The organism is Thermaerobacter composti, from assembly GCF_033582035.1.
Lineage (GTDB): Bacteria > Bacillota > Sulfobacillia > Thermaerobacterales > Thermaerobacteraceae > Thermaerobacter > Thermaerobacter composti.
In genome coordinates, this window is sequence record NZ_CP132508.1 from 2,734,423 (window position 1) to 2,747,193 (window position 12,771).

The 12,771-nt window shown below is 74.6% G+C and carries 11 protein-coding genes; 5 read left to right on the forward strand and 6 right to left on the reverse strand.

The annotated features are described in order from the left end of the window. Nucleotides 1–6 precede the first annotated feature (6 nt). The gene (locus Q5761_RS11080) at nt 7–1,314 is read right to left on the reverse strand and encodes a histidine kinase (protein ID WP_243123641.1); all 1,308 of its coding nucleotides are present in this window, start codon (nt 1,312–1,314) and stop codon (nt 7–9) included. 206 nt (nt 1,315–1,520) lie between these two features. On the opposite strand from Q5761_RS11080, the gene ilvE reads away from it, so the two are divergent. Beyond that, a complete protein-coding gene (gene ilvE, locus Q5761_RS11085; RefSeq protein ID WP_243123643.1) occupies nt 1,521–2,474 on the forward strand; it encodes a branched-chain-amino-acid transaminase in 954 nt (317 codons plus the stop codon). Here the strand turns inward: ilvE and Q5761_RS11090 are convergent. Together Q5761_RS11090 and Q5761_RS11095 are read right to left on the reverse strand one after the other, a co-directional pair. Next, nucleotides 2,416–3,594: a magnesium transporter CorA family protein gene (locus tag Q5761_RS11090; RefSeq protein ID WP_135224414.1), complete on the reverse strand. Its 1,179-nt coding sequence runs from the start codon at nt 3,592–3,594 to the stop codon at nt 2,416–2,418. The two genes, ilvE and Q5761_RS11090, sit on opposite strands and share 59 nt — an antisense overlap. Before the next feature lie 150 nt (nt 3,595–3,744). Further along, entirely contained in the window at nt 3,745–4,053 is a 309-nt protein-coding gene (locus Q5761_RS11095; protein WP_318750634.1) for an EthD family reductase, read from the reverse strand. 313 nt (nt 4,054–4,366) lie between these two features. Here Q5761_RS11095 and Q5761_RS11100 point away from each other — a divergent pair, with 313 nt between their 5' ends. Both Q5761_RS11100 and bshB1 read left to right on the forward strand, forming a co-directional pair. After that, complete coding sequence (locus Q5761_RS11100; RefSeq protein WP_318750635.1) at nt 4,367–7,027, forward strand: glycoside hydrolase family 125 protein; 2,661 nt, start codon at nt 4,367–4,369, stop codon at nt 7,025–7,027. A 290-nt stretch (nt 7,028–7,317) separates the two neighbouring features. Then, nucleotides 7,318–8,187: a bacillithiol biosynthesis deacetylase BshB1 gene (gene bshB1, locus Q5761_RS11105; RefSeq protein ID WP_243123646.1), complete on the forward strand. Its 870-nt coding sequence runs from the start codon at nt 7,318–7,320 to the stop codon at nt 8,185–8,187. Nucleotides 8,188–8,305: 118 nt separating this feature from the next. On the opposite strand, the gene Q5761_RS11110 is transcribed toward bshB1, so the two are convergent. Beyond that, the gene (locus tag Q5761_RS11110) at nt 8,306–8,629 is read right to left on the reverse strand and encodes a hypothetical protein (protein ID WP_318750636.1); all 324 of its coding nucleotides are present in this window, start codon (nt 8,627–8,629) and stop codon (nt 8,306–8,308) included. Between the two features lie 380 nt (nt 8,630–9,009). On the opposite strand from Q5761_RS11110, the gene nhaA reads away from it, so the two are divergent. Continuing rightward, nucleotides 9,010–10,251: a Na+/H+ antiporter NhaA gene (gene nhaA, locus Q5761_RS11115; RefSeq protein ID WP_318750637.1), complete on the forward strand. Its 1,242-nt coding sequence runs from the start codon at nt 9,010–9,012 to the stop codon at nt 10,249–10,251. Nucleotides 10,252–10,407: 156 nt separating this feature from the next. Beyond that, nucleotides 10,408–10,728 (forward strand): quaternary ammonium compound efflux SMR transporter SugE, encoded by a 321-nt coding sequence (gene sugE / locus Q5761_RS11120; RefSeq protein ID WP_318750638.1) that lies wholly within the window; start codon nt 10,408–10,410, stop codon nt 10,726–10,728. A gap of 98 nt (nt 10,729–10,826) precedes the next feature. Here the strand turns inward: sugE and Q5761_RS11125 are convergent, their stop codons facing one another. Next, a complete protein-coding gene (locus Q5761_RS11125; protein WP_318750639.1) occupies nt 10,827–12,167 on the reverse strand; it encodes a cation:proton antiporter in 1,341 nt (446 codons plus the stop codon). Continuing rightward, the gene (locus Q5761_RS11130) at nt 12,167–12,685 is read right to left on the reverse strand and encodes a cation:proton antiporter regulatory subunit (RefSeq protein WP_318750640.1); all 519 of its coding nucleotides are present in this window, start codon (nt 12,683–12,685) and stop codon (nt 12,167–12,169) included. Before Q5761_RS11130 ends, Q5761_RS11125 begins: the two co-directional genes overlap by 1 nt. Nucleotides 12,686–12,771 lie beyond the last annotated feature (86 nt).

Sequence of the window (12,771 nt, forward strand, 5' to 3'; positions counted from 1 at the left end):
CGACCGTCAACCCGCCCCGACGCCCCGCGCCGCTGGGGAGGCGCCGTCGCTCCCCCATCCCGCCGGGGAGGCGCCGCCCGCCGGCGGATCGCCCCGGCCCCGCCCGTGCCCGGCGGCCGTCCCATCCCCCGCCTCCCCGGCGACCGGGCGAGCGGGAGCCCCGCCGGTTCCCTCGGCCGCCGGGGTGGGCGTGCCGGTGGCCCCGGCCGCCTGGCGCTGCACCGGCACCACCAGCCGCACCAGCGTCCCCCGCCCCGGCCGGCTCCGCACCCGCAGCCCGTACGCCTCCCCGTACAGCCCCACCAGGCGCTGGTTGACGTTGGAGAGCCCCAGCCCCATGCCCTTGCCGACCCCCGGCCGGAAGATCTCCTGGCGGACCTCGGGCGGGATCCCCACCCCCGAGTCCGCCACCACCACGTGCAGGTGCCCGCCCCGGACCCGGGCGGCGACGGTCAGGCGGCCGCCGCCCTCCCGCGGGGCCAGCCCGTGCACCACGGCGTTCTCCACCAGGGGCTGGATGGTCAGCACGGGCACCAGACAGCCGAAGGCCCGCGGGTCGATGCGCACGCGGAAGCGCAGGTTCTCCCCGAAGCGGGCCTGCTCGATCTCCAGGTACATCTGCACGTACTCCAGCTCGTCCTCCAGCCGGATGAACTCGTCCCGCACCGTCAGCGCCCGCCGGAGGAACTCGGCCAGCTTGACCAGCAGGCCGCGGGCCCGGTCGGGGTCGGTGCGGCTGAACATCAGCACCGTGTTCAGGGTGTTGAAGAGGAAGTGGGGCCGGATCTGGGCCTGCAGCGCCTCCAGCCGCGCCCTCGCCGCCAGCTCCCGCAGCCGCTCGGCCTCGGCCAGCTCCATCTGCAGGCTGAGCAGCTGGGCGATCCCCGCCCCCAGCCGGTGGATCAGCCCGGGGATGTCGTTGCGATCCGTGCGGTAGAGCTTCAGCGTCCCCACCACCTGGTCCCGCACCTTCAGCGGCGCGATGACCGCCGCCTGCAGCGGGCACGGACAGCTGGCGATGGGGCACTCGAAGTCGGCCTTGGAGGTCACCAGCCGCAGCTGCCCGGTGGCCAGCACGTTGCGCGTGGCCTGGGTGAGGATGGGCTGGTGGCGCACCATGAAGGGGCAACCCAGCCCCGCGTAGCCCAGGATGGTCTGCCGGTCCGTGACGGCCACGGCGTCGACCTCGGCGATGTCGCGGATGATCTCGCAGATCTTCTGGGCCGTCTCCTCGTTCAGCCCCTGCCGCACGTAGGGCAGGGTCTCCTCGCCGATGCGGAAGGTGTGGTCGAGGAAGGTCCACTCGGCCGTCACGGCGACACCCCCTCCGACGCCCGCCGATGGGCACCCCCACCCGCCTCGCCCGTCCCCGCTTCCCCTTTCTGTTCGCCCTTTTCCTGCTTTTCATGTGAAGTTCGTCACAAGGGGTGCCCCTTCTTGCTTGACCGCGGTGGCGATGCGTGGTAATTTCGACGCTAACATATTCGAGGCGCCCGCGGTACGGAGGGGGTCCGAACGGTATGCTGGTGTACGTGAACGGTCGCTTCGTCCCCAAGGAGGAGGCGACCGTGTCCGTCTTCGACCACGGCTACCTCTACGGCGACGGCGTGTTCGAGGGCATCCGCGCCTACAACGGCCGGGTCTTCAAGTTGGACGAGCACATCACGCGCCTCTACGAGTCCGCCCACGCGATCCTGCTCCAGATCCCCCTGTCCCCCGAGGAGATGGCCGCCGCCGTGGTCGAGACCTGCCGGCGCAACCAGCTGTCGGAGGCCTACATCCGCGTGGTGGTCTCCCGCGGTCCCGGCGACCTGGGCATCGACCCGCGCAAGTGCCCCCGGCCCACGGTGGTGATCATCGCGGACCGCCTGGCCCTGTACCCCGCCGAGCTCTACGAGCAGGGCATGCGGGTGATGACCGTGGCCACCCGCCGCACCTCGCCGGCCGCCCTCAACCCGCGGGTCAAGTCCCTGAACTACCTGAACAACATCCTGGCGCGGCTGGAGGCCAACCTGGCCGGCTTCGCCGAGGTGGTCTTGCTCAACGACGAGGGCTACGTGGCGGAGTGCACCGGCGACAACATCTTCATCGTCCGCCACGGGCGGCTGCTCACCCCGCCGCCGCACCTCGGCATCCTCCAGGGCATCACCCGCGACACGGTGATGGAGCTGGCCCGGCGCCGGGGCATCCCGGTGGAGGAGGCCGTCTTCACCCGCCACGACCTCTACGTGGCGGAGGAGTGCTTCATCACCGGCACGGCCGCCGAGGTGTGCCCGGTGGTGGAGGTGGACGGCCGCAAGGTGGGGGACGGCCGGCCCGGGCCCATCACCCGCCAGCTGATGGCCGACTTCCGCGAGTACGCCCGCACCCACGGCACGCCGATCTGGGACGAACCGGCCCAGCAGGCGGCGGACCTCACCCCTCGTACTCGCGCCGGAGGAACCACCACAGCCCCACGCCGAGCACCAGCATGAAGACCAGCAGCGCGGGGTACGCCCAGGGCAGCTTCAGCTCGGGCATGTGCTCGAAGTTCATGCCGTAGATGCCGGTCAGGAACGTCAGCGGCAGGAAGATGGTGGAGAGCACCGTCAGGCGCAGGATCAGCCGGTTCGTCCGCTCCGCCGCCAGGGCGAGGCGCAGGTTCATCAGGGTGGCCACCAGCTCCCGGACGTTCTCCAGGCGGCTGCTGAGGCGGCCGGCGTGGTCGCGGAGGACCCGCAGGTACGGGCGCAGCGGTCGCCCCCCCAGCCCCTCGCCCGATCCCTCGTAGCCGCTCTCCAGCAGGCGGTCGAGGACCTCGCTCAGGCCGTTGAGCCGCCGCTGGAGCTGTCCCGCCCGCCGGTGGAGCATGCTGAGGAGCGCCACCCCGTCGGGGTCGCGGCTGCGGCGCCGGCCGCGGCCGTCGGGGCCCTCGCCCGCCCGCGGGGCGCCTTCGGGCCGGGCGCGGCCCGGCCCGAAGGCGCCCTCGCGCGGGCCGGGTTCGTCCCGCAGGAAGCGCGCCTCCACGGGCTCCAGGCGGTGCTCCAGGCGCTGCACGTGATCGCCATAGGCATGGAGGACGTCCTCCAGCAGGAAGTAGAGCAACCACGGCGCCGTGCGCGGCACGGTGGCGGGCCCGGTCGCCAGCCGCTCCCGCAGCCGCTGCCACTCGTCCGCCTCGCCGTCGCAGACGGTGGTCACCTCGCCGGGGGCCAGCATCACCAGGCAGGGTCGCCCGCTGGGCAGCAGCGCCTGGAAGACCAGGGTGCCGCCGGCGGCCTCGACGCCGTAGGGTGCGGCGCCAGCCTGGAGGCGACTCCACAGGAAGGGGGCCAGCGCCCGCCGCCGACGGAGCACGGCCCAGTCGTCGTCGGTGGGGGCTCGCACGTCGAGCCACAAGACGGCGGACGCCGAGGCGGTCCCCTCCGACGGAGGGGCCGCGACAGCCGCCGGATCCGGCCCGGCTTCGGACGGCGGCTCCTCGCCCGGGTCCGGAACCGGGGCGTCCCCGGCCGCCCCCTTGCCCTGCGATCCCGGCGCGGCCTGGCCCGCGGCGCCGTCGGGCAAGGGCACCGCCACCAGACCGCGCTCGGACCATCGCCACGCCCGGATCAACCCTGCCCCCCACCTCCGTGTCCGCCGCCGCCCGCCCGGCGGGCGGCGGGGACCGCCGCGCCCGCGGCCGCGCGGCCGTGCGACGGCCTCCCAGCGGCGGGGCGCCCGTTGCTGGCCTTCGGATTCCAGGCCCCCAACCGATGCACCGGATTAGCTTTCTTGGACCACCTCGGCGATATGCAGGCTCACGATCTCGCCGGCGAAACCCATGAGGTCCTTGCCGGCGGCCCGTCCCTCCGGCGACTGCAGGGCCGCCTCGAGGCTGGCGGCGTCATCGAAGTACATCTCCGCCATCAGGTAGTAGGGCGACGAGCCGCCGGGGGCGCCGGTGATGCGCGCCACCTCGACCCGGCGCAGACCGGGCATGCGCCGGGCCAGGGGCAGGTGGACCTCGCGGTAGTGGCGGTCGAAGGCCTCCCGGTCCTGGGGCTGCCGATAGAGGGCGACCAACTTGACCACGCCCCATCCCCCTCTCGCGGACTGGCCCGCCCATCGGGCTGCCTCTCGGTTCGCCGCGGACCGGCCGACCTCCTGTGCCGCGAACCCCCGCCGTCCCGGGCCCCCGGCCGGCCCGCCCCCGCGGTGGGGAGGACGCGCCCCGGGCGAGGCGAACTTGGGTCACGACGGGCTCGACCCGGACCTGGCGGCGGCGCGTTCCCGCCCCCGTCGCGGATGCGGCGGGAGGCCGCGGGGACGGGGCAGAAGCGGGCGGGACCGGGCAGGACGCCGGGCCGGCTCCGGCGCCGGGTCCCGCCAGCGGGAGGCAGAAGCGGTGGAGCGCGACATCGCGGAGGCATCCGTCCCGACCCGTGGATCCCCGGGACCCCAGGGTCCCCATGGGCGCGTGGCGCCGGCGCGACGCCACGCGCCCATCCTCACCGTGCCGGACGAGCTGGCCGACGTCGAGCCCGTGGCCCTCACGGGCAACTTCTGGGTCTCGCTGCCCGACCTCGATCCCGCCACCGGCGCGGCCCGCTCCGTGGGGATCGTCAGCGAGACGGCCCGGGGACTGATCGAGTTCACCGGCGCCCCCGAACCGCAGCCGACGACCGACCGCGCCACCGATGGGGAGGGACCCCATGCCCGACCGCGCGGCGACCGCCCCAGCGGCCCACCCGTCGGCGAGCCCGACGGGCCGACGGGACCGTTGCTGGTCCCCGTGGTCACGTGGGAGGGCCGGCGGATCTGGCCGCCCGAGCCCGCCCTCTCGCCGGAGACGCCGACGCGCCCCCCGGCGGAGGCCGAGGTGCCGGGAGTCCGCCCACCGCGACGGGCTCCCCACTACATGGCCGGCTGGATCCCGCGCTGGTTCATCCCCTTGCCCGTCATGCCCGGGTTGCTTCTCGAACTGACCTGGCTGGCCCCGGTGGACCACCGGGGGTTTGCCGTCCGTGCGCGGCTGATCCTCCATCCCGCGTCGCCGCCCGGCGCGTCGCAGGCATCCCGCGGCGCGCAGCGCGGGCCCGAGGCGCCACCGGCACCGCCGGGGGCCGGCGACCGCCCCCCGGCGCCGGCTCTCATCGGCCTGCGACCTGCGGCGGCAGAACCCGTGCCGCCGGCGCTGCGACTGGGCCTGCTGGTTCGTCCGGGTGCGGTGTTCCGGACGGTCTACCATCGGCGGCCCCTGCCCGGATCGCAGGGACCCCGTCCGCACCGGTGGACCCGCACCCTGGTCTGGGAGGCACCCGGAGCGGCCCCCCTGGGCGCCCTGGCGTTGCGGTCGGGGCCGGGGGACGAACCGGCGGCCGGCGGCGCCGCGGGGACATGGGTCTTCTGGGCGCGGCCGGGCGACGGCGAGCTGGTGGTGTATGGCGGCGTCGCGCCCGAGGGCGACGGCGCCGCGGCCACGGCCGTCCACCTCGCCCGGGTGGGGTGGGACGTGCTCTTCGGCCAGACCGTGGGATGGCTGGCGGCCCGGGACCCGTTCCGGTCCCAGGCCGTCCCCGAGGCCGGCAGCGGGCCGCACGCCCCCCTCGCCCATTGGCCGGGGGCGCCCCCGGCCACACCGTCCCCGCGCCATCGACCGCCGGGAGCACCCCTTCCATCCCTTGCCCGTCCCGCGGCGGTGCCCCCGACCACGCCCTACGCCCCGGCCGTCCCCGGCGCGACCCCGGCCGCGGATGCGCCGCCCGCCGGCGACGCCACCGAGCGGGCCGCCCGCCGACGGTCCGGCCTGGCGCGGGCCGTGGCGGCAGGCCTGCTGGACGAGGGGGAGGCCGACGAGCTGGCCGAGCGCGTGCGCCGCAACCTGTGGTTCGCCGTCTTCTTCGCCCACGCCCGCACCGTGGACCGGGAGGGCTGGGTCCACCTGACCTCTCGCAGTCCCCGGTACTACGTCAGCGGCGCCCACTGGACCCGCGACAGCCTGCTCTGGGCGTTCCCCGCCGTGCTGGCGGCGGATCGCCGGCTGGCCCGCCAGCTCCTGGTGGCCGCCTTCGACCGCTATACCCTCTACCCCGGCGAGCACAGCCAGTACCTGGACGGCACGGTGCTCTACCCGGGCTGGGAGCTCGACCAGGCGGCCGCGTGGCCCTTGAGCCTGGCCCGCTACGTGCGGGCCACCGGTGACGTCTCCGTCCTGGACGAACCGGCCGTGGCCCGCGGGGTCGCCGCCGCCCTCCAGGCCGCCGAGGCGCGGCGGGATCCGGCCACGGGGCTCGTCGCCACGTTCCTCATGCCGTCCGACGACCCGGCCCCGCGGCCCTTCGTCACCTACGCCAACGCCCTGTACGCCCAGGCCCTGGCCGAACTTGCCCGGGTCCTGTCGACGTCGACGGCCCAGCGCCCTGCGGCTGCCGAGGCCACCCCCCACCCCGCCCCGGCCGCGGTCCGGTGCGACCCCTCCTGGGCCGCGTGGCTCGAGGCGCGGGCCCGGCTGACCCGGCATGCCGTCCTGCGCCATTGCGTGGTCCCGGGTCCCTGGGGGCCGCAGTTCGCCTGGGCGGTGGCGGGGCCCGAGGGGGCGGACGCGGTCCTGTACGACGAGCCGCCGGGCACCCTGGAGCTCCTCGGGCCCTACGGCTTCGCCCGCCGCCAGCCCGACGACCCGGTGGACGTGGAGGCGGTGTACGCCAACACGGTGCGGTGGATCTACTCGCAGCACAATCCCTTCGGGCCGCCGCCCGGGCCCTTTGCGACACCCACCTGCCCCCACGCCCGCCACCCCTGGTTGCTCAGCGTCGCCGCAGGGTTGCTGGCGGGCCGACCCGAGTACCTGGCCTGGCTTGCCCGGGCGCCCATGGACGGCGGCTGGGCGTGCGAAACCGTGGACGCCGCGACGGGCGAAGTCCGGACGGGGCCGGCCTTCGCCACCTGCGCCGGGTTCGTCAGCTGGGCGGCGCTGGTGGCGCTGGAGTCCCTGGGCCGGGAGCCCGACCGCGGCGAGGGATCGCCGCACGGCCGCGGGCAGGACACCGGCACCCCCGGACCCTGACGGCTTGCCCGGCCGGGGCGCCCCGGCCCTGCGGGCCACGCGGGTCTCGCCTCGGCCCCTGGCGGACGAACCGGCTCCGTCCGGCCCGCCCCGTCGAGGCGGGCGCCTGCACAGGATCCGGTGCCGCGGCCCGTCGGGCCGCCCGCCCCGGCCGGGCAGGGTGCGCCGGTGGCGGCGCGGGTCGGCCGGGCGCGGCCGCCCAGGCGGCGGGCGGCCCATGGACCGCCGCACCGGGGGACGGCCGCGGGAGTCCGTCGCAAGGCCTTGGAGGACGGAGGAGGCTGGAGGACGTGAAGGAGATCGAGCCGACCCGAGGCGATGGCGAGCGCGAAGGCGGACGGCCTCACCCTGGCACCGGCCCGACGGGGTCCCCCCTGCCCGGGCGTCCCGGAGCGACCGGGGGCCGGCCGGCGGCAACCCCGGCTGCCGTCCCCACGGCCGAAGGGGAGCTGGAACCCGTCGACGTGCTGGTCATCGGCGCCCACCCCGACGACGCCGAGATCGGCATGGGCGGCACCCTGGTCAAGCTGCACCGGTTGGGGTACCGCATCGGGGTGATCGACCTCACCCGCGGCGAGCTGGGCAGCAAGGGGACCCCGGAGCGGCGGGCCCAGGAGGCAGCCCTCGCCGCCCGGGTGTACGGTGCGCGGTTCCGGTTCAACCTCAACCTGGGCGACAACCGCGTCGAGGACTCGCCTGCCCTGGGGCGCAAGGTGGCCGCCCTGATCCGCCGCTGTCGGCCGCGGGTCGTGTTCACCCACCACGGCGACGACCGCCACCCCGATCATCGGGGCGCCTCGGCGCTGGTCCGCCGCGCGGTGTTCCAGGCCGCCCTGCGCAACCTGGACCTGGGCGAACCGCACCACGTGGTGGACGCCCTGCTGTTCTTCCCCGTCAACGAGTGGGTCGAACCCAGCTTCGTGGTGGACGTCACCGCGACCTTCGACGCCAAGCTCGAGGCGATGCGCGCCTTCGCCAGCCAGTTCGTCGAGCCCACCGCCCCCATCGACCACAAGTACTTCGGCGTCGAGGACTACCTCGAGGCCACGGTGGTCCGGGCGCGGCACTACGGCCTGCGCATCGGCGTCCGCTACGGCGAGGCCTTCCTGGCCGATGCGGTCCCGGTGGCCGACCCGGTGGCCGCCTTCCGCCGCGGGTGAGGCGGGGGGCCCCGCAGGCTACGGAGGCGCCGCGGCGCGGATCGGGGCGACCCGGGAGCCGGGCGCGACCCGGGAGCCGGGCGCCTGTGGCGAACCCCGATCGGCGGCTCCACTACGACTACGCGGACCCGGCTGAGGATCCCGCTGTCCCGCGGCCCGGATTCGCCCGCCGGGGAGCAGGCGAGCCGGTGGCGGACCGGGGCCGCTGGGCCGCCCCCAGCATGCGGAGCAGGCGGCGTTCGGCCTCCTGCAGCCGCCGCGCCATGGCGATGGGTGGAATCCCCTCCTGGCGCGCCAGCTCGGCGATGGATTGGGGCGGGCGACCCGCCAGCCCCCAGCGGCGCGCCAAGAGACGCGCGTCTTCCGGGGGAAGCAGAGCCAACCCCCGCTGCACCCCCTCCACGTCCCGAAGACTGGCGAAGCTCCCCAGGTCCACGAACACGGGTGGTCCCTCCCCTCCCATCCATGCCATGGCCGCGCCGGAGGTGCTGGACGGATGTCCCGGCGTCCCCGCCGGCACGGCGGCGTGACGGGCGGGCGTGGCGGCCCGCGGGGTGGAGGACGGTCGGTCCGCGTGGTGGGGGCAGGGCCGGCCCGGGTCTCCCGCGGGCCGGGACGTCCGTCACCCTGTGACGCGCCTGCCGCGGGGATGCCGCCTGTGGTATCCTGCGGGGGGCGACCCCTGCCGCGCCGGTTGAGGCCGGTCGTGGCGCTTCCGGGGAGGTCGTCCGCCCTGCCAGCCGGCAACGGGGGCTTCCAGCGCGACCGCGTCCGCCAGCCCCTCGGTCCCCAGCGCAAACCCGCCCGGAGGTGAGGGCCTCGATGCCGACCAGCAGCCGCGAGACCGCGTCCCGCCGGCCGTGGCGAGCGTTCCTGGCCAGCGAGGCGGGAGCCGGGACCCTGCTCATCGCCTGTGCGGTCCTAGCCATGGCATGGGCCAACTCCCCCGCCCGGCACGGCTACGAGACGCTCAAGAAGCTGCCGCTGGCCGTGACCGTCGGCCCCGTGGCGCTCGCCATGCCGCTGGCCGACTGGGTCAAGCACGGCCTGATGTCCGTGTTCTTCCTCTTGGTTGGGCTCGAGATCAAGCGGGAGCTGCGGGCAGGCGAACTGGTGGATCCCCGGCGCGCCGCCCTGGCGATCTTCGCCGCCGTCGGGGGAATGGTGGCCCCGGCGGCCATCTACGCCCTGCTCAACGCCGGCGGGCCCGGCGCGCCCGGCTGGGGCATCCCCATGGCCACCGACATCGCCTTCGCCCTGGGCGTCCTGAGCCTGCTGGGCCGCCGGGTCCCCGTCGGGCTGAAGGTGTTCCTCACCGCCGTGGCCATCGTCGACGATCTCGGGGCGGTCCTGGTCATCGCCCTGTTCTACAGCGGCGGCCTGCAGGCCGGGCCGTTGCTCCTGATGGGCATCGCCTTGGCTGCCGCGCTGGCCTACGGGACCCTGGGGGGCGGCCGCCACCTGCTCGTCTATGCCGTCCTCGGCCTGGTCGCCTGGTACGGGTCCCTCGAGGGCGGCATCAGCCCGTCGGTGGCCGCCGTGTTGCTGGCCTTCACCGTGCCCATGACCCCTCGGGCCGGCGGCCCCCACCACGGCCCCTCCGCCGGGACGGAGCGGTCCGACAGCCCGCTCCATCGGCTGGAGCACCTGCTCCAGCCCTGGGTGACCTACGCCATCCTGCCGTTGTTCGCCCTCCTCACGGCGGGCGTGTCCTTGGACGCCGCCGTCCCCAACCGGGTGACCGCCGGGGTTGGCTTGGGTCTCCTGTTGGGGAAGCCGACGGGCTTGTTGGCGGCCAGCGCGCTGGCCGTACGCCTGGGCTGGGCCTCGCTGCCCGCGGGGGTGAACTGGGCCGCCATGGCTGGCGTCGGCCTGCTGGCGGGGATCGGTTTCACCATGTCGCTGTTCATCGCCGGTCTGGCCTTCGAAGGGACGCCGTACCTGGACCAGGCCAAGATCGGCGTGCTCTCCGCCTCGACCCTGGCGGGGCTCAGCGGTCTCGCGGTGTTACGCCGGGCGACCGCCGCAACCACGGCCGGCCCCGCCGGCGTCCCCGGCCGCTGAGGGCGACGGCGGGGCCGGCCGTGACCGCCCCGGCGGTGACCGTCCCGGCGGCGACCGACGAGGGGGGATCGGACCTCCTCCGGCCCTGACGGACCTTGGCGAAAAGCGGGGTCCAAACCGCCTTGGACGATAACCCAGGAGGGAGGGGGATCCCGGGTGGCCTGGACGTTGCTCGTCCTCGCGGGCTTGCTGGAGGTGGTCTGGGCCGTCAGCATGAAGCTGTCGGAGGGCTTCACGCGCCTCTGGCCCAGCGTCACCACCGTGGCTTTCATGATCGCCAGCTTCCTGTGCCTCGCCTTGGCCCTCCGGGAGCTCCCCGTGGGAACGGCCTATGCCGTGTGGACGGGGATCGGCGCCGTGGGAACGGCGGTGCTGGGCATGGTGCTGTTCGGGGAATCCCGCGACGCGATTCGCCTCGGGTGCATCCTGTTGATCGTGGCGGGGATCGTGGGCCTGAAGGTGACCTCGCCCTCCTGAGCCACCGCGCCCCTCGGCCCGGCCGCGACACCGCGCCCGCGGCGCGCCGCGGCCGGGCCGAGGGCCTTTGGGGGCGGGCGACGGATCCGCCAGGGACGTCACGTCCCCGGATCGTGCCCGTCCTCCCGGTGGCCCCTTCCGTCCGCCGGGCTCGCCACCGGCGATCCGCCCGGTTCCGCGGTCCGGGCGGGCTTGGCGGGCGACGGCGAGGCCTCGCCCGCGAGGGCCCGCCGGGAGCGGCCGGGCTGGACCGGCTCCCACTTGAACACGGCGTTGAGCGCCCGGTATACCGCGCGGGACTCTCGGGTCAGCAGGGGACCGAGGATCGCCAGGACCAGCACGTAGAGGGCGGTGAAGGACTGCACCGCCGGCGAGAGCCCGCCGGCCTTGGCCACGTTGGCGATGACGATGGACAGCTCGCCGCGGGCCGTGATGGTCACGCCGATGTTGGTCGCGGCCCGCGGGGAGAGGCCGGCGGTGCGACCGGCCAGTTGGCCGGCCACCATGTTGCCGACCAGCGTCAGCAACACGGCGCCCAGGACGATCCCGACGGCGCCGCCCAGGGCTGTGGGGTCGAGTCCCAACCCGAAGCTGAAGAAGAAGACGGATCCGAAGAAGTCCCGGAAGGGGACGACGACGTGCTCGATCCGCTGGCGGTGCTCGGTGTCGGCCAGGACCAGGCCCAAGAGCAGGGCACACACCGCCTCGGCGACGTGCACCGTCGCGCCGAAGCCCGCCAGGAGGAACAGCGCCGTGAACACCACCAGTAGGAACACGTCGGCGGACGGGATGTCCAGGAGGCGGTTCAGCCAGGGCCGAACCAGCCGACCCAGCACCAGCACCGCCGCGATGAAGCCGACGGCGGTCAAGCCGGCCAGCACCACCCCGCCCACGGACGTGGCGCCGCTGAGGACCAGGCCCGACAGCACCGCCAGGTACACCGCCAGGAACACGTCGTCGAACATGATCATGCCGAGGATCATCTCGGTCTCGGGGTTGGCGGTGCGCTTCAAGTCGACCAGCACCTTGGCCACGATGGCCGTCGAGGTGATGGTGGTGATGCCGGCGATGGCCAGCGCCTCCCGCGGGGGGAAGCCGGCCAGCCACCCGTAGAGAAGGCCCAGCGTGAAGTTGATCCCGATGTAGATGCTGCCGCCCACCAGGATCTTGCGGCCGGCCCGGATCAGGCGGTTCAACGAGAACTCCAGGCCCAGGTAGAACAGCAGGAAGAGGACCCCGATGCGCCCCATGAAGTCGATTAGGGGCTTGCTCGCCTCGAAGCGGAGGTCGACGAACCCGGTGTCCGGGAGGTGCGGGCCCACGGCCATGCCCGCCAGGATGAGGAGGGGGACGATGGGCACATGGAGTCGGTTGGCGACGTAGCCGGCCAGGGCCATGATGGCGAGGGCGAGGCCGATCTCCCACACCACGTGCTCCATCACCGACCCCCCTCGGTCGCCGGGCCCGTCCCACCCTCCACCAGCTCCCGGAAGGCGCGGATCTGCTGCCGGTCACCCATCACCACCAAGGTGGCCTCCGTGGGGATGCGGTAGTCCGGCCCGGGGTTGATCACCCGCCTCTGGTCCTTCTCGATGACCGCGATGACCGTCGCCCCCGAACGGCGCCGGATCTCCAGCTCGCCGATGGTGCGGCCGACGCAGGGGGCGCCGCGTTCGACCTTGTACCACTCGATCACGAGGCGGTTCAACACCACCTCGACGGATTCCAGGCCCTTGGGCCGGTACGCGAGGCCCCCGATGATCCCGGCCACCTGGCGCGCCTCGTCGTCGTCCAGGGTCACCACGGACACCCAGTTGTCCGGATCGTCGGGATCCACGTGGAAGATCTCCCGTCGGCCGTCGTCGTGGACGATGATGGCCAGCCGGTCCCCTGCCCGGGTCTCGATCTGGAACTTGCGCCCGATGCCCGGCAGGTCCGACTCCCGGATGTCGGACATGGTCGACCCCCTCGAGCCCACGGATGGGCGGTGGGAAAGGGCATGGCATGACAACCGCCACGCAGGTCGCGACGCGACGGACGCCC

Bases quoted from the DNA above. Each gene is read 5' to 3' on its own strand.
- ilvE (WP_243123643.1), top strand. From the start codon at position 1,521: ATGCTGGTGTACGTGAACGGTCGCTTCGTCCCCAAGGAGGAGGCGACC.
- nhaA (WP_318750637.1), top strand. From the start codon at position 9,010: ATGCCGACCAGCAGCCGCGAGACCGCGTCCCGCCGGCCGTGGCGAGCG.
- Q5761_RS11125 (WP_318750639.1), bottom strand. From the start codon at position 12,167: ATGGAGCACGTGGTGTGGGAGATCGGCCTCGCCCTCGCCATCATGGCC.
- Q5761_RS11130 (WP_318750640.1), bottom strand. From the start codon at position 12,685: ATGTCCGACATCCGGGAGTCGGACCTGCCGGGCATCGGGCGCAAGTTC.